General features: G+C 64.8%; 16 protein-coding genes. 7 read left to right on the top strand and 9 right to left on the bottom strand.

From position 1 onward, the window contains the following. The first annotated feature begins 274 nt into the window (after window positions 1–274). Genes MUN73_RS17405 through pstB form a run of 4 tightly spaced genes read left to right on the top strand, consistent with a single transcriptional unit; the run spans window position 275 to window position 3949 of the window. Entirely contained in the window at window positions 275–1252 is a 978-nt protein-coding gene (locus MUN73_RS17405; protein WP_382182031.1) for a PstS family phosphate ABC transporter substrate-binding protein, read from the top strand. Continuing rightward, window positions 1249–2166 (top strand): phosphate ABC transporter permease subunit PstC, encoded by a 918-nt coding sequence (gene pstC / locus MUN73_RS17400; RefSeq protein ID WP_250141779.1) that lies wholly within the window; start codon window positions 1249–1251, stop codon window positions 2164–2166. The genes MUN73_RS17405 and pstC overlap by 4 nt, the downstream gene beginning before the upstream one ends. Beyond that, window positions 2166–3071, top strand: a complete 906-nt coding sequence (gene pstA, locus MUN73_RS17395; RefSeq protein ID WP_250141778.1) for a phosphate ABC transporter permease PstA — start codon at window positions 2166–2168, stop codon at window positions 3069–3071. Before pstC ends, pstA begins: the two co-directional genes overlap by 1 nt. A 2-nt stretch (window positions 3072–3073) precedes the next feature. Next, window positions 3074–3949, top strand: coding sequence for a phosphate ABC transporter ATP-binding protein PstB (gene pstB / locus MUN73_RS17390; protein WP_250141777.1), 876 nt, complete (start codon window positions 3074–3076; stop codon window positions 3947–3949). Window positions 3950–4161: 212 nt separating this feature from the next. Here pstB and arsB read toward each other — a convergent pair whose 3' ends face one another. From arsB to MUN73_RS17375, 3 genes are all read right to left on the bottom strand, one after another. Continuing rightward, a complete protein-coding gene (arsB, locus tag MUN73_RS17385; protein ID WP_321575770.1) occupies window positions 4162–5331 on the bottom strand; it encodes an ACR3 family arsenite efflux transporter in 1170 nt (389 codons plus the stop codon). 106 nt (window positions 5332–5437) lie between these two features. Next, on the bottom strand, window positions 5438–5893 hold the full coding sequence (locus MUN73_RS17380; RefSeq protein WP_250141776.1) for a RidA family protein: 456 nt from the start codon (window positions 5891–5893) through the stop codon (window positions 5438–5440). Window positions 5894–6076: 183 nt separating this feature from the next. After that, window positions 6077–6472: an ArsR/SmtB family transcription factor gene (locus MUN73_RS17375; RefSeq protein ID WP_250141775.1), complete on the bottom strand. Its 396-nt coding sequence runs from the start codon at window positions 6470–6472 to the stop codon at window positions 6077–6079. Between the two features lie 205 nt (window positions 6473–6677). Here MUN73_RS17375 and phoU point away from each other — a divergent pair, with 205 nt between their 5' ends. Then, the gene (gene phoU, locus MUN73_RS17370) at window positions 6678–7349 is read left to right on the top strand and encodes a phosphate signaling complex protein PhoU (protein WP_250141774.1); all 672 of its coding nucleotides are present in this window, start codon (window positions 6678–6680) and stop codon (window positions 7347–7349) included. Window positions 7350–7637: 288 nt separating this feature from the next. Continuing rightward, a complete protein-coding gene (locus tag MUN73_RS17365; RefSeq protein WP_250141773.1) occupies window positions 7638–9725 on the top strand; it encodes a midas domain-containing protein in 2088 nt (695 codons plus the stop codon). A gap of 75 nt (window positions 9726–9800) precedes the next feature. On the opposite strand, the gene MUN73_RS17360 is transcribed toward MUN73_RS17365, so the two are convergent. The 6 genes from MUN73_RS17360 to MUN73_RS17335 all read right to left on the bottom strand — a co-directional run bounded on the left by MUN73_RS17360 (window position 9801) and on the right by MUN73_RS17335 (window position 16273). Continuing rightward, on the bottom strand, window positions 9801–10445 hold the full coding sequence (locus tag MUN73_RS17360; protein WP_250141772.1) for a plastocyanin/azurin family copper-binding protein: 645 nt from the start codon (window positions 10443–10445) through the stop codon (window positions 9801–9803). 242 nt (window positions 10446–10687) lie between these two features. After that, the gene (locus tag MUN73_RS17355; RefSeq protein ID WP_250141771.1) at window positions 10688–11065 is read right to left on the bottom strand and encodes a DUF8055 family protein; all 378 of its coding nucleotides are present in this window, start codon (window positions 11063–11065) and stop codon (window positions 10688–10690) included. 2 nt (window positions 11066–11067) lie between these two features. Next, entirely contained in the window at window positions 11068–12741 is a 1674-nt protein-coding gene (locus MUN73_RS17350; protein WP_250141770.1) for an FAD-dependent monooxygenase, read from the bottom strand. Then, window positions 12734–14326 carry an electron transfer flavoprotein subunit alpha/FixB family protein gene (locus MUN73_RS17345; RefSeq protein WP_250141769.1) on the bottom strand — a complete coding sequence of 531 codons (1593 nt, stop codon included), beginning with the start codon at window positions 14324–14326 and terminating at the stop codon, window positions 12734–12736. Before MUN73_RS17345 ends, MUN73_RS17350 begins: the two co-directional genes overlap by 8 nt. A 2-nt stretch (window positions 14327–14328) precedes the next feature. Next, window positions 14329–15198 (bottom strand): electron transfer flavoprotein subunit beta/FixA family protein, encoded by an 870-nt coding sequence (locus MUN73_RS17340; protein WP_250141768.1) that lies wholly within the window; start codon window positions 15196–15198, stop codon window positions 14329–14331. 223 nt (window positions 15199–15421) lie between these two features. After that, on the bottom strand, window positions 15422–16273 hold the full coding sequence (locus MUN73_RS17335; RefSeq protein ID WP_250141767.1) for a polymer-forming cytoskeletal protein: 852 nt from the start codon (window positions 16271–16273) through the stop codon (window positions 15422–15424). A 193-nt stretch (window positions 16274–16466) separates the two neighbouring features. Between MUN73_RS17335 and MUN73_RS17330 the strand changes: the two genes are divergently transcribed. After that, window positions 16467–16664: a DUF5800 family protein gene (locus MUN73_RS17330; RefSeq protein ID WP_250141766.1), complete on the top strand. Its 198-nt coding sequence runs from the start codon at window positions 16467–16469 to the stop codon at window positions 16662–16664. The last annotated feature ends 185 nt before the right edge of the window (window positions 16665–16849 follow it).

Here is a 16849-nt window from a genome sequence, read left to right as displayed (position 1 = left end):
GACGTTCCCCGATTCCTATATAGCTATTTCGGAAGATCGGGAGCGGTACTCGATGGTGGCGGAGCCTGGTTCCCGACGTTCGACCGCAGAGCATCGGCGGTGGAAGTGGTTGGCTCCCAGACACCGCTAATGGTTGCTGTGGCGGCCAGGATCGCTTCCGCGATCGAGCCGGTTTCCGATCTCGTGGGGCGTGTTACCGCCCGTCTATCGAATACATATCTCTATATAGCCATCATAGTAGGGTACTTATCCGGCTGCTGGCGATCCAAAGGTGATGTCGAAAGACACCACTGGACCACCGTCGTTCGATCTCGGACGGCGGCACTTTTTGACCGGGGCAGGCGCGGCTGCCATAACCGGGCTGTCCGGCTGTATGCGGGCGATGGGGGGACGTGCCAGGGAAGTGAACATCGCCGGGAGTTCGACCGTGTTCCCCATCACCGAGGTGGTCGCGTCCGAGTTCTCGTCGGAACGGGAGGACGTGACCGTCTCGATCAGTCAGACGGGGACCGGGGGCGGCTTCTCGAACTTCTTCTGTCCGGGGATGACGGACATCAACAACGCCAGTCGAGAAATCGCCGACGTCGAGGTCGACCAGTGCGGCGAGAACGGGATCGAGGCGATCGAGTTCCAGGTGGCGACCGACGCGCTGACGGTCGTCGTCAGTCCCGAGGCCGAAGACATCGACTGCCTCACCGTCGACGAACTCCGACAGATCTGGACCGACGGGGGTGCCGAGCGCTGGAGCGACGTTCGGGACGACTGGCCCGACGAGGAGTTCGAATTCTTCGGGGCCGACACGACCTCCGGGACGTTCGACTACTTCGTCGAGGCCGTTATCGGCGAGGACGACACCCACCGGACCAATTACCACGCCACCGAGCGCGACCGGACGATCGTACAGGGCGTCCAGGGCAACCCGTACGCGATCGGCTACTTCGGGTTCGCCTACTACGACGAGAACCCCGACCAGATCAAGGCGGTCTCGATCGACGACGGCGACGGCTGCGTCGAACCGTCGCTCGAGACCGCGAAAAACGGCGAGTACACGCCGCTGTCGCGGCCGCTGTTCATCTACGTCGCGAAACAGGCGCTCGAACGACCCGAGGTCCGGGACTTCGTCGAGTTCTACCTCGAGCGGTCGGCGACCGACACCGTCAACGAGGTCGGCTACGTGCCGGTCACCGAGGACGTACGTGACGAGAACCTGGAGAAACTCCGGGCGGCGATCGACGAGGTGGTCGACGAATGAGCACACCCGATTTCACGCACAATCAGGCACGGTCGGCCCGCGGCGTCGCGTTCAAGGCGCTGTTCGCGCTCTGTGCCTTCCTCTCGATCCTCACGACGGTCGCGATCCTCGCGACGTTGCTGTACGACGCCGTCGACTTCTTCGCCGCCGTCTCCCCGGTGGAGTTCTTCACTGGAACCGAATGGGTCCCGTCGAACGAGGTCTACGGCGTCTGGCCGCTGATCTCCGGGACGCTGATCATCACGATCGGGTCGGCGGCGATCGCGCTCCCGATCGGCCTCCTGACGGCGATCTACCTCTCGGAGTACGCCTCCGAGCGTCGGCGGGCCTACCTCAAGCCCGCACTCGAGGTGCTCGCGGGCGTCCCGACCGTCGTCTACGGCTACTTCGCGCTGGTGTACGTGACTCCTGCCCTCGACAGGATCGTCCCTATCGGTACGTTCAACGCCTTCTCGGCGTCGATCATGGTTGGGATCATGATCATCCCGATGGTGTCCTCGATCAGCGAGGATGCCATGAGCGCCGTCCCCGACTCCCTTCGCCAGGCCAGTTACGGGCTGGGCGCGACGAAGTTCACCGTCTCGACCTCGGTCGTGGTGCCGGCGGCGCTGTCGGGCATCCTCTCGTCGTACATCCTCGCGCTCTCGCGGGCGATCGGCGAGACGATGATCGTCGCGATCGCCGCGGGACAGACCCCGCGGATGGCCGATCTCACTGACCCCGGCGGGATGTTCCTCGAGTCGGTCCAGACGATGACCGCCGCGATGGTCCAGATCGGGGCCAGCGACGTCGTCGGGCAGTCGACGGAGTACAAGAGCCTCTTTGCGGTCGGCCTGACGCTGTTCGTCATCACCTTCGCCATGAACCTGTTCAGTGAGTGGGTCTCCTCGCGCTACCGGGAGGTGTATCGCTAATGAGTACCGAAACCGATACGAGCGATATGACCGAGGGATCCGAACCGGCGTTCGGACGGGTAAGTCGGTCGAAAGACGTTGCGTTCCGCTGGCTCACGCTCGCGGCGGCCCTGCTCGGTATCGTCGCTCTCGCGGCGTTGCTGGCCAACGTCGCGGTCGACGCCGTCGGCTGGCTGACGTGGGACTTCCTGACCGGGATGCCCAGCTTCAGCAACCCGTACGACGCCGGCTTCTATCCGGCGATCGTCGGCTCGATCGCGCTCATGCTCCTGATTGCGCTCATCACCTTCCCGCTCGGCGTCGGCGCGGCGATCTACCTGGAGGAGTACGCCAGCGACGGCTACCTCACGCGGTTCATCCAGTTGAACATCGCCAACCTCGCCGGCGTCCCGTCGGTCGTCTACGGACTCCTCGGACTCGGCCTGTTCGTGGGCCTGCTGAACCTCGGGTTCGGGACGCTGCTGGTCGCCGGCTTCACCGTCTCCCTGCTCATCCTGCCGATCGTCATCATCTCGGCCCAGGAGGCGATCCGGTCGGTCCCCGACTCCCAGCGCCAGGCGAGCTACGGGATGGGTGCGACGAAGTGGCAGACGATCCGGAACGTCATCTTACCGCGGGCGATGCCGGGCATCCTGACCGGGACGATCCTCGCGCTCGGCCGGGCGATCGGGGAAACGGCCCCACTGATCATGATCGGTGCGCCGACGGCAGTGTTCGGCGTCCCCAACAGCCTGTTCAGCAAGGTCAGCGCGATGCCGATGCAGATCTTCACGTGGGCGGATCGACCGGAGATGGAGTTCCAGTACGGCGTCGTCGCGGCCGGCGTGGTGACGCTGCTGGTAATCTTGCTGTCGATCAACTCGATCGCGATCCTCATCCGGAACAGATATCAGCGGAGGACCTGACAATGACACAAGACACGATGACCTCCTCAGAGGCGGAACAGACCGACGACCAGCAAACCAGACCGACGCCGGGAGCGGACGGCCTCGTCGATCGAGCGGACGATTCCGAGAGCGAAACGGCCGCCGATCGGACGCTCATCGAGGCACGTGACCTCGACGTCTACTACGGCGACGACCAGGCCCTGCAGGGAATCGACATGGAGATTCCCGAAAAGCAGGTGACGGCGCTCATCGGGCCGTCGGGCTGTGGGAAGTCGACGTTCCTGCGGTCGATCAACCGGATGAACGATCTCATCGACATCGCACGCGTCGACGGCGACCTCTACTTCCGCGGGAAGAACGTCTACGACGACGACGTCGACCCCGTCGCGCTCCGGCGCAAGATCGGGATGGTCTTCCAGTCGCCGAACCCGTTCCCGAAGTCGATCTACGACAACGTCGCCTACGGACTGAAGGTCCAGGGGAAAGACGACGACGTCGACGAGAAGGTCCACACCGCCCTCGAACGGGCGGCGCTGCTCGACGAGGTCGAGGACCAGCTGGACTCGAGCGGGCTCGACCTCTCCGGCGGTCAGCAACAGCGGCTCTGTATCGCTCGTGCGATCGCGCCGGATCCGGAGGTCATCCTGATGGACGAACCGGCCTCGGCGCTCGACCCCGTCGCGACCTCGAAGATCGAGGACCTCATCGAGGACCTGGCCCAGGAGTACACGGTCGTCATCGTCACCCACAACATGCAACAGGCGGCACGCATCTCCGACAAGACGGCCGTCTTCCTCACCGGCGGCGAACTCGTCGAGTTCGACGACACCAACAAGATTTTCGAGAACCCCGAGAGCGATCGGGTCGAGGACTACATCACCGGCAAGTTCGGGTAACTCGCTTCTCCGTCGGCCCAAGGGCTATCCCGCCGACGTACGTTCTTCTCTCGGGCGGGCACGCGCCGGAGTACGATCGCCGGCGCGATTCGAGGGCGAATCGGCCCCGAGTATCCCGTTCGGATCGCGATTCATACGGATCGTTGTAACGTTTTACCGGTGATCGCCCGACCGGGGCGGCGATTACCGGTGAAGAATCAGAACAGACCGTATCAGTCGTCGTCGACGGTCGAGTCGTCGAGCACCGTCCGATCATCGAGTCGCCCGGTCTCGTAGCCGGCCCAGTCGAACCGATCCTGGAGGAATATGGCCACGTTGACCAGGGCGAGCAACACCGGGACCTCGATCAGCGGGCCGACGACGGTCGCGAACGCGACGCCCGAGCCGACGCCGAAGACGGCGACGGCGACGGCGATCGCCAGTTCGAAGTTGTTCGAGGCGGCGGTGAATCCGATCGCCGTCGTCGTCGAGTAGTCGGCACCGATCCCGCGTCCCATCGCGAAGCTCACGAGGAACATCACGACGAAGTAGATCGTCAGCGGGACGGCGATCCACAGCACGTCGGACGGCTGGGCGACGATAGCGTCCCCCTGCGTGGCGAACATCACGACGACGGTGAACAACAGCGCGACCAGCGTGAGCGGGCTGATCGTCGGAACGAACGACTCCTCGTACCACTCCTCTCCTCGGGAGCGAACCCCGACGAACCGGGTGAGGACGCCGCCGGCGAAGGGGATGCCGAGGAAGACCGCGATCGCCCGGAACACCTGTCCGACGGTGATGTCGAACGCGTCGATGCCGACGACCATCGCGTCGAGCCCCAGCAGTGGCGGGAGGACGAGTGCGAAGAGCCAGACGTACACGCCGTAGGTGACGATCTGGAAGACGCTGTTGAACGCGACCAGTCCGGCGGCGTACTCGCTGGAACCGTCGGCCAGATCGTTCCAGACGAGGACCATCGCGATACACCGGGCCATTCCGATGAAGATCAAGCCGAGGAAGTACTCGGGCCGGGCGGGGAACCACGGGACGATCCCGCTGAAGAAGACCACCGCCAGCGCGAACATCAGCGTCGGGCCGATGAGCCAGTTCTGGAGGAGACTCAGCCCGAGGACGCGCCACTTGCTGAACACCCGTGGCAGCCGGCCGTAGTCGACCTTCGCCAGCGGCGGATACATCATCGCGACGAGACCGATCTCCACGAGGTGATACTCCTGGATCGGGTCGACGATCGACGGCGCGAGGGAGCCGACCCCCACGCCGATCGCCATCGCGGCGAAGATCCAGACGGTCAGGTACCTGTCGAGGACGTCCATCGATCGCGGATCGCCACAGTCCGGACACCCGCAGTCGGGGCCGTGGTCGTGGTCCAGGTCACTCATCGATCGACCACCCCGACGGCTCTGCGGACGGGGTTCGATCGAGCACGGTTCGATACGGGTGGCCACTCCTCGTCTCTCTCATACGTCGATTAACTGTGTGAATCGATCATTCGTCGGCTGCGACGACTTCCAGCTGGACGTCGGCGCCGCCCGGCAGTTCACAGACGCCCGTCGTGGTCCGTGGCGGGTACGAACCGTCGAACCGGCTCGCGTACACCCGATCGACGACGTCCCGTTCGTCGAGATCGGTCAGCGTGAGCCTGACGCGCAGGATATCCTCGAGGTCGAGTCCGACGCTCGAGAGTCGCTCCTCGAGTCGATCGAGACAGCGCTCGGTCTGGGCGTGGATCGGTTCGTCGCTACGGATCTCCGAGCCGTCGGACGGGAGAACGCCCTCGAAGAACAGCAGGTCCGAGTGACCCGTTCGCTGACCGAAGGCACCGGTGTGTTTCGATCCGGACCGCTGTCGGCGGACGGTCGAACTCGGCTGGTCGACGGCCGTTCGATCGGCGGTGGCTGCGTCGTCAGCCTCCGTCGACTGGCCGGGATTCGGTTGATCCATATCTCATATGAGAGACTCCTCATACAAATATCTATCCGTCTTTCCGCGCATTTGAACGGAGGATCGGAATCGGATGGAATTGGGGTGGTCACGTCGATATATGGCAGTTATCGGTTTGTGACTACCGGCTCGTTTCGTCTACACTGACCAGAACGATTGAGGGGAATGAGAACTATCGGTAACTCACCGAGAGCCGTCGATCGCGGTGACGAGTGCGATCGCTCGCTGGGTAGCCCTGTACTTGCGCCACTTGCCGTCCTTTCGACGGGTGACGAGTCCGGCCTCGAACAACTGGGAGAGCGCGTGACTGATCCCGCTCTGGCTCACGTCGACCAGCGGCGAAATCTCGCAGACGCAGAGTTCGCCGTCGGCGGCGACGAGGAGACGAACGATCTTGTATCGCGTCTCGTTCGCGACCGCCGAGAGAACCGCGACGTCGCGTTCGAGCACCGATTCCCCGGCTTCGGCCTCGAGTTGTTCGAGTTCTTCCATCCGCGCGTTCAGGTTCTCGTCTCGACAGATCCCCATCTCGTCCTCCAGATACCGGCGGAGACGACCAGTGGATTCGGAGTCGCTCATTACAGTACGTTTTCGCCGCTGTTCAAGTAAACGTTCCCCTGCCATCCGGGCGTCACGGCGTCGGCAGTATCGAATTCGAGGCGTTTCGTGCGACCGGTAAGCTATGACACGGTTCGGCACCCGATCGTCGATTTTTCTGGTTCGTTCGTTGCGAAACGGTGTGATGAGCGCAAACTACATGAAGGCCGGACAATAGGGCAGACGTATGGCCAGAAAATCGTACCAGGAAAAACTCGCGGAACTGCGCGAGGACGTCCTCTACATGAGCGAGGTCGTGATGGAACGACTTCGCATGGGACTGGACGCGCTAGAGCAGAAAGACGAGGACCTCGCTCACGAGGTGATCACGGGTGACAACGAGGTCAACCAGATGTACCTCGACCTCGAGCAGGACTGCATCGACCTGCTGGCGCTCCAGCAGCCCGTCGCGAGCGACCTCCGGTTCATCGCCGCCTCGTTCAAGATCATCACCGACCTGGAGCGGATCGGCGACCTCGCCACCAATCTCGGCGAGTACACGCTCGACTCCCAGCGCAACCTCTTCCCCGACGTCGACGTCCAGGAGATGGGTGACCTGACCCTCGAGATGATCGAAGACGCGATGGACGCCTACGACGCCGAGGACACCGACGCCTGTCGAGAGATCGCCGAACGCGACGACGACCTCGATCACTTCGCCGAACGCGCCAGCGAGATCGTCGTCCGGGACCTCATCGAGCGGGAACTCGAGTCGCCGAACGAGGTCGAACGCCTCCTGCAGGACGTCTCGCGGCTCTTGCTGACGATCCGCGATCTTGAACGCGTCGGCGACCATGCCGTCAACATTGCCGCACGGACGCTCTACATGGTCGAGAACGACGACGAACTCATCTACTGACCCGTTACGATCGCCGCGCCGTTCGACGATCTCTGCGAGTCGGCCCCGGTCGCTCACCGGCCACGTCCTGCTTCTCACCCAGAAGCCGAGATCGAACAGTACAGGACGACGGTTCACGTCTCGTTTACGCTCCAGCGCTGACGGAGGGCGATCGCGAGACGGCCTCCGCCCTGCCGGCACGCTGACGCCCCTCGTTGCGTAGGATTCGACTGACCAGTCGCTGGGTGGCCGCCCCGGCCCGCGGGTGCAGGCAACGCCGGTTTGGGAGGACGTCGCGCTAGGGCGACCATGTCTGCGACGTTCACCGACGGCGACGTCGAGAAACGAGTCGAGAACGCGAACGGCGAGACGATCGGGGTCGTCACGGCGATCGACGACGACGTCGCGCACGTCGAGCCACGCTCGGGCGTAATGGATTCGATCAGGGCGACGCTCGGCTGGGGCCGGGCCCACGACGACACGTTCGCGGTCCGGGACGAGGCAGTCGAGGAAATAACGGACGAGACGATCCGTCTCGAGATCGAGTCGCTGGACCGGGACGACGCGTCCGTTCCCGAGAACGACCGACGCGGCTCAGGCGCCGGCCCCGATCGGGGCGGCGAAACTGACGACGTGGGGTCCGATCCGCCGATCGACGATCACGGGGACGGTGCAACGCCCGACCCCACCGCGGCCGACGAACGGGACGATCCGACGGCCAGCATCGATGGCGATCCCCACGGAGACGGTCTCGAACGTGAGCCAGATGGGACGGACGACGGGAGCGTCGAACCGTCGATGGAAACCGACGCGGAACTCCAGGACGAACTCGATCGTGGGACGAAAATCGAACCGCCCGCGGACCTCGACGAAATCGAGTCGGCGAACGCTGTCGACGAGAGCGAACCGGGAACGTCGATCGACGAGCCCCCAGACTCGACTGCGGAAGCGGACGGGGCAGACGACGTGGATGTGATCGACGAACCGACACGTCCGGACCCCGGATCGCCGCCGGCCGATCGAGACGCGTCGAACACGGACGCCGAGTGGAGCGCCACGAAGGGGCCGACCGGCGATCGAGACGCGTCGGACACCGATGCTGAGTGGAGCGCCACGGAAGACCCTGCCGACAAGGGAGACGACGGCGAGGATCGAACTGCCGACGGCACGTCAGCGCTCGCCGATCGGCTGGATCGCGGAACCGATCTGGAGGGGGCTGTCGACGACGAGGGACCCGATGAGGAGCGTCGGGAGACGACCGCAGTCGAGGACCTCGATACGGGGTCCGATCCCGAATCGGTCGCGACGGACGAACGGGGCATGGACGAGGAGTCACCGCGGGATCCGGCAGCCGAACTGAACGCCGGACTCGACCTCGAAGCCGCCGCGACGAGCGACGAACGGAACTCGACCGACGGAGCGTCGACGGAAGAGATGGACCTGGCCGACGCCATGGGGACCGGCGTCGACGTCGAGGCGGCCGTCGAATCCACCCGCGAACGGGAGGCCGAGATCGGCCCCGACACGCTCGCCGGAGAGACGACCGACGCCGAAGGCCGAGTCGAATCCGAGACGGTCGAACAGCCCCGCGTCGACGCCGAGATCGGTTCGGAGACCGACGCGCCGGATGTGAGCGTCGGCAGTGTGAGACCGGAAATCGGGATCGCGGGCCACACGGCGCTCGATCGCGAGGAAGCGGTGGACTGGCCGTCGGGAGCCGTCGGCTCGAAAGCGCGGGTTCCCGACGCCGCAGTCGGCGGTGGCGATCGCGCCGATAACGATACCGACGATCGTAGCCGACGGAGTGCGTCGTTCTCGGCGGAGACACTGCTCGCCGCACAGCGAACTGCCATGGTGGGATCGACGTCCCTGTTCGCACAGGGTATTGCGATCCAGCGAGCGCTCTCTGGGGCAACGCTGAGCGCACTCGAAGGGAGCGTGGCACTCCAGCGACTCGGACTCGATGCCGTACGAGCGGGGACCCGCGCATCACGCCGTGCGGTCGCGGAGCAGACGGAAACGGGGACGGAGACCAGCGGTGCTCACGGGCGAGGGCGATCGGCTTCCCTGGCATCGGCTGTATCTGATCTGTACGCGGCTCACGCGCAGCTACTGGACGTCGTAGAGCAGGAACTCGAAGCTGGTATCGACGCCGTCGACGAACTCGCCGACGACCAGATCGATGCGCTCACGGCCGGTACCGACCTGCTGCTGGCCGCGGATCGAGAGCTCCGCGACGAAAAAACTGGGAGTCCCGACAGTCGGGACCTCGAACGACTTCTCGATCGAACCCGGACGGTATACGCACGACTCGACGAACAGTTCGAGGTAGGTCGTCACGACGCTACCGAAGACCTCCCGGCACAACGCGAGGAGCTCGAACGGTACCTGCAGTAGGACGTCGTGACGGCACGCCGCGAGTGTGACCGTCTCCGTTACTGCGTGCCGCGAGTGATCCGTCGACGCTCGGTGTTATTCGGACTCGTTGTCTTCTGATTCGTTGTCTTCGGACTCGTTGCCGTTTTCGGTTTCGTTGCCGTCGGTCTCGTTGCCGTCCTCCTCCATACCGCCGTCGCCGCTTTCGACCTCGATCGTGCCGCGCATCGTGCCTTCGTGCGGCCGGCAGACGTATTCGGCCATCTCGCTGGTGATCTCGTCGACTTCGAGGGTCTGGGTCTCGCCTTCCTCCCCCATTTCGTCGGTCGAGTAGTCGTCGACGACTTCGTCGCTATCGTCGACGATCTCGATGTTGTGCATCTGGCCGTCGAGGTTCTCCCATGTGATGTCGTAGGATTCGCCCTCCTGGAGGACGAGCGTCGGGTTCTCCTGGTCGGCGATCTGGTCCGGGGCCTGGCCCATCCAGGCCTGTACCTCGGCACCGAGTTCGATCTCGTCGTCGGGGCTGATCGCCTCGCCGTCTTCTTCACCGTCCTCGGTTTCGTTACCGTCCCCGGTTTCGTTATCTCCTTCGCCAGCGCCGTCTTCTTCTTCCTCGCCGTCTTCTCCTTCACCGGGGCCACCGCCACCGTCTGCACATCCTGCGACGAGCGTCGTTACTGCCGCGGCACCTGTGAACTGGAGCATCCGTCGTCGGGAAAACTGGTCGTCACGTTCCATACTCCCCTGTGAGGGATCGATACCGATAATCAGTAACCCGTCACTTGCTTGTTAGTCAAAAGGGCGTATGATCAGGACCGCTGAAAGGCCGATCGCGGACGGCGAGTGTCGACGCGTGCAGGATCGATTCTGTCGGACCCGAACGTACAGCCCTCGTGAGAACTGCCCGCGTCCTGTAGTAGCCACTGAAAGTCACTGCACACCGATCGCGGGACGGTTTTGCGATCAGTGTGTACATCGTTTCAGTGGCTACGATATCCGTTCCCGCGTTCGGGGACGCAGGTCAACAACTGGGCCGTGTCGACGACGTTTCGCGTCTCCAGCAGGAGTTCGGCCGCCTCGCGCACGGTAAACTCCGCCTCGAGGGCGACGCCGTGACACCGCGTGTAACACTCGAGCCACCGGTTCATTGCTCCCTCGAGCGCGGCGAACTCCGCCTCGGAGAACGGAACCATCCGACCGCCGGTCCGGGCCTCGACGTAGAGCCAGATGGCCTGGCCCGCCCCGTCCCGGAGGTACTCGATCGCCTCGTCGGTCGTCGCGGTGTACGGATCGACGGCCGCCCGATCGCGCTCGGCCTGGCGGGCGAGCGCGGCGATTCGCGGTCCGTAGCGACTCACGACTACCCCTCGCGATACTCGACGCCCTTGCCGCCGCGGGGGTGTTCCCACTCGGTGTCGGCGACGATCGCACACGTCCCACACTCGACGCAGGGCTGGGTGTCGAGGCTGACGACGGTCTCTTCGGTTCCGTTCCGTTTCACCTCCTCCGAGCGGTAGCAGCCGCCGCCGTAGTCTTCGGCGCTGACCGGACAGGCGTAGACCGCGGCCCCGCTGGCCTCGAACGATTCGTCGGTGAGTTCGATGTGGGGGTTGCCGACGTCCGTGTCGTAGGTGAGGTCACCGATGCGTTCCTCGAGCGACGGTGGCTCGACCTCGCTGTCCCAGTGGATCGTCTTCCCGTGTTCCTCGCCGATGATCGCCGGCACGGTGACGTACCCGGTCCGGGTGTCCGGCAGCATCGACACCATGAACGGCGAGTTGTAGGCCCGCTCGAGGAGTCGCTTCGAGATCGGGTTGCCGATCGCGACGGCACCGATCGGCGAGTCGAGCACCGTCTCCACGACGTTCGTGACGGCGTCGCGCTCGCCGACGGTGCGAGCGAGGTCGTACCGACGGGGTCGAAGCTTGGCCATTGTCCCCGAATCCTCGAGCAACTGGGCGTAGCGCCGGCCGGCCGCGGTCGGATCGGCGCTGCCGCGAGTCGTCGCGAACGCGTCGGCCGCCAGCGCGCCGGCGGTGACGGCGTGGTTCATCCCCTTGATGATCGGCCCCTGGGCCTGCATCTGTCCGGCGGCGTCGCCAACCAGGACGAGTCGATCCTGGTACGGTTCGGGGTGAGCGACCTTCTTCGAGTCCGGCACGAGTTTGGCGGCGTACTCGCGCTCGTGGTACTCGTCGCCGAGCCACTGGGCGAGCACCGGGTGGGTCAGCAGGGCGTCCAGTAGCTGGTGGGGTTCGGCCTGCTGCTCGACGAGGCTGTCGAGGTGGAAGACGGTCCCGATCGACAGCGAGTCCTCGTTCGTATACAGGAAGCCGCCGCCGCGAACGTCCTCGAAGAGGTCGCCGGAGAAGAGGTGGGCGACGCCCTCGTCCTCGTCGATCGAGAACCGATCGTCGACCACGTCCGGGTCCATATCGACGACGGCCTTGACGCCCTGGAACCACTCGTCGGGTTCTTCCCAGTCCATCAGGCCGGCATCGCGGGCGAGTTCGGAGTTGACCCCGTCGGCCGCGACGATCAGGTCGGCCTCGATCGGGTCGAGTTCGTCGCAGGTGACGCCCACGATCTCGTCGTTTTCGCGAAGGAGGCCGTTCACGCGAACGTTCGTCAGCACGCCGCCGCCCGTCTCGCTGGTCTTCTCGTGGACGCGTCGTTCGAGCCACGAGTCCATCCTGCGGCGGAGGACGGCGTCGCACCAGTCGGTGTCGTGCTCGTGGAGATCCGTCAGATCGAACGTCTTGACCTTGTTTCCGGCGACGTTGTGGATCCGGTAGTCCGTGATGGGCCGTTCAGCGGCGGCCTCGCGAAAGCCGTCGAAGAGGTCGTCGATCGTGTAGGGTGCCGACCCCTCGGCGTAGATCAACCCGCCGGAGACGTTCTTCGATCCCGCACCGGTCCCGCGTTCGAGGACGAGCGTCTCGACCCCGTGATCGGCAAGCCGTGCTGCGGCCGCGGCCCCGCCGGGCCCACAGCCGACGACGATCGCCTCGTAGTGTTCGTGCTCGTCAGTCATCGTGGTCACCTCCGCCCCCGTCCGCGACTGCCTCGAGTTCGATAGCGCCCGATTCGACGGCCGCGGTGAGTTCGGGAAGCACCTCGAAGAGGTCGCCCTCGACGAAGTAGTCGCTGAAGTCCCTGATGCGCGCGTCGGGATCGGTGTTGATCGAGACGATCGTGTCGGACTCGTCCATGCCGACCTTGTGCTGGACCGCGCCGGAGACGCCGGCCGCGACGTAGAGGTCGGGCGCGACGACCTGTCCGGTCTCGCCGATCTGGCGTTCCTCCTTCGAGTACTCCTCGACGTGGCCCTCGAACTCGTAGGAGGAGGTCACGATTCCGCGGGTGATGCCGAGTTCGGCGTCCTCGAAGGCGTCGACGAGGTCGAGTCCGAGTTCCATCCCTCGGGTGGGATCGTCGGCGATGCCGCGACCGAGACAGACGACCACCTCGTGGCCGGTGAGGTCGATGCCCGCTTCGAGTCGATCGTACTCCGTGATCTCGACCGCGAACCACTCGTCGGGGAGGTCCATCTCGTGTTCGACGACCAGCCCCTCGCGCTCGTAGTCCGGCTCCATCGGCTCGAAGCTGCCCGGAATGACGGACGCTCCCTGCGGGTGGAAGTCCCGCCCTGGATTGTCCAGACAGAGGATCGTCGAGTACTCGAAGCCGGAGAAGTCCGGCCGCTTCATGTGCAGGACCTTCTCGAAGGTCTTCTTGACGCCGGGCTCGCCCGTCTTTACGGGGTTCGAGACCTCGTTCTCCTCGATGAAGAGGTCCGAACAGTCCGACGCCAGCCCGGAGTCGAGTTCGGCCTGCACCTTCGCCGAGAGATCCCGGCCGTTGTTCGTCGCCGGGAACAGGACGTACCGCGGTTCGTCGTAGTCGCGCCAGTCGGTGCTCTCGATCGAGCCCTGACCGCGGGCCATGTGGGCCGAAATCTCGGTATAAGGTTTGTGCAGGAATCGTTCGAGCCGATCGTCGTCGTGGTAGACGGCGACGTCGGCCCCGTAGGCGATACACTCCTCGGCCAGTCCCTCGCAGTCATCGCCCATCAGGAACGCGACGACGCGTTCCTCGTCGCCGTACTCCTCGGCGAACCCGTCCATCAGTTCGCGGGCCTTGCCGAGCATCTCCGTCGAGACGTCGAGCAACTCGCCGCCCTGGGTCTCGCAGAACACCCACATGTCCTCGTAGTGGCCGTCCTCGAGCGCGCGGACGTGTCTCTTGTCCCGCGTGGGGTGGGAGAGGCCGTCGTCTTCTTCCTCTCCGTCGGCTTCGTCCGCGTCTGCCTCTTCGTCGGTCTCGTCCGCGTCCGTCTCCTCGGCGTCGTCGATCTCCTCGCCCTCCGCGTCCTCGCCGACGTCCTCTTTCGTCTCCTCGTACTCGCCTTCCGTCTCCGTTCCGTCTTCGACGCCGTCGGTGTCGCCGTCGGCGTCGATCGCCTCGAGTCGCTCCCGGACGGCCTCGCGAGCCGTCGTCCGGTCCTGACCGGCCTGCTCGGCCTCCAGCACCGACTGGAGCGTTTCCTCGTCGTCGATCGTCTCGAGTTCATCGGTCAGTTCCTCGACCGTGTAGTCGTCGGGATCGATCGCCGTCATTGTCAGTCACCCGCCTCCGCGGCGTACGGTTGCATCTCCTCGAGCACCTGTTCCATCCCACGCTCGTCGTCGGGATCGATCATCGTGGCCTCGCGCTCCGAGGGCGCTTTCGGGATCGGATCGACCGAGGAGACGATCGTCGGCGAGCCGTCGAGCCCGATGTAGTCGGGATCGAGGTTCAGGTCCTCCTGGCTCCACGTCGTCAGGTGCTCGTCGTGGTCGGCCGCGCGGTCCTGCGTCTCAGCCCGGAGTTGCTTGTGGGTCAGCCGGTGGGACGCCTTGTGGTAGGACGGCTCGAACTCGGGATCGGTGACGATCATGCACGGCATCGGCGCCTCGACCGTCTCTATCTCGTCGACGTCACCCTCGACGAGGCGCTTCGCCCGGACGAGCCGCTCGTCGGGGTCGACGTCCAGCGCGAGGACGTGGGTGACGATCGGCCAGTCCATCGCCCAGCTCGTCTGGGGGCCGGTCTGGCCGGTCTCCCCGTCCGCGGACTTGAACCCGGCGAAGACGAGGTCGATATCGCCGACCTCCTCCTGGTACGTCTCGAGGCCGGCGCTCAGGGTGATCGCCGTCGCCCAGGTGTCCGAGGCGGCGAGTTCCCGATCGGAGAGCAGGTAACTGTCGTTCGCGTAGACCGACTCCATTCCCTCCTGGAGGACCTCCGCGTAGCCTGGCGGTCCCATGCTCATCCCGCTGACGTGGCCGCCGTGGCGAACCCTGGTCTGCAGGGCGGCCTGGTAGGCGAACTCGTCGTTCGGGTTCATCACCGTCGGCGTCTTGCCCCGCTCCAGGTGGCCGTCCTCGTCGAACGAGACGGCCCCCTCCGAGAAGTCGGGGACGCCCTTTGTCAGTACGATCGATCGCATGTATACCTCCGTCTCTTCGGTATGGTCTCGCGTATCATGCCCGTTCCGTCCTATCGGAGTTGACACTAATAAGAATGTGGGTGGGAATCACTCGCAGAAAACTGGCATCGAACAGTTCGCCGGACGGCACCGACGAACTCGCGACGAAAACGAGTCGATCGAGCGCAACGCTCGGCATTTAAATCGGTGGTCGACGATCGGCGGGAGAGTCGGAGAGTGCGGCTTACTCGACGTCTCGTTCGGTCGTTCCCATCGTGATCTCGCCGTCGGCGCGGATCGTCCCGTCCACCTCTGCGCCGGGGCCCAGTTCGAGGTCCGCACACGAGACGTCCCCGAGGACGCGGGCGTCTGCCGCGATCGTCACGTCGCCGTCGCGGGTCGTCACGTCGCCGTGGACGCGGGTCCCCTCGCCGACGGTCACGTCGCCACGCCCCCGGAGACTGCCGAAGATGTTGCAATCTGCACCCACGTCGATCGTCTCCGCGCGGACGTTGCCGTGGAGGCGGCAGTCATCCCCGATCGTCGCCGGGGTCGAGACGCGCCAGGCGTCGTCGCCGACCGACGCGTTCCGGGGGATCACGAGGGGCTCGGCGTCGGGGTCGTCCTCGTCGGTGAGTTCGGAGATGAGTTGCTGGGCCGCGTCCTCCTCGCCGATCAGCAGGAGGTGCTTGAGGTAGACGAACAGGAAGACGATCGTCGGCATCGGGTTCCGGATGACGATCCAGCCGTTGGCCTCGAACCCCTCCTCGATCTCGACGTCGTCGCCGATGTCCAGGTCGCCGGCGACTTTCATCTCGCCGCCGACGTGGACGCGCTCGCCGATGTAGGCGTCCTGACCCACCAGCACGTTGTCGGCGACCTCGCACCACATGTCGAGGCGGCAGTCGCCCTCGGCCTCGATGTCGCCGCCGAACTGGACGCCCTCGCCGGCGAGGACGTTACGGCCGCGCACGCCGAACTCGACGGTCGATCGGCCACCGACGAGGACGTCACCGTCGGTCTCGAGGGCGACTTCCTTCGCTTCGGTCCCGTCCGGAACGACGAGTTCGTCGAGCGGATCCCTGCTGATGGCCACACTTCCATCCAATGAAGACACCCACTATTAAACCTCGCGCGTCGTCTGCCGTCCGTCTGACGATCGGGACGACGGGGGTCGACGAGCAGGGGAACGGTCGGACCGTCGGACGATCCCCGGCCGCGTAGCGGGTCGATCCGGATCGTCGACCGCAGTCGTCCCGTTTTTCACCCACCACCTCCTACGACCCGCCATGACTACGCTCGCGTTCGACGACGACGGCGTCGACGTCGTCTACGAAGGAACCGAATTTCGCCTCGATCGTGACCTGATCGAGGAGGCGATCGAGAAACCGTACCACGACGTGACCGACCACGAGGTCCTGAAGATCGTCGCCGAACAGCCGAACCTGCAGGGAGAACCGCGGCGGGTCGGCGACATTCTCGACTGAACCCGACGTCACGGTACGCCGCGACACTGCGTCGCCGTCCCGTCGTTCGACCGACGTCGGACACCTGGGACGCGCCAGATTCTCCAATCCTTTACAAAATATTGCGGCAAGGGGTCGATAATTCCCAAAAATATCACCCGATAGAATATTCATACACGAAACATATCATTTATTGTCTATACGTT

It is taken from the genome of Halosolutus amylolyticus (assembly GCF_023566055.1).
Taxonomy (GTDB): domain Archaea; phylum Halobacteriota; class Halobacteria; order Halobacteriales; family Natrialbaceae; genus Halosolutus; species Halosolutus amylolyticus.
Note: the sequence above shows the minus strand (reverse complement) of the source record. Positions and strands in the feature narration are given on the sequence as shown.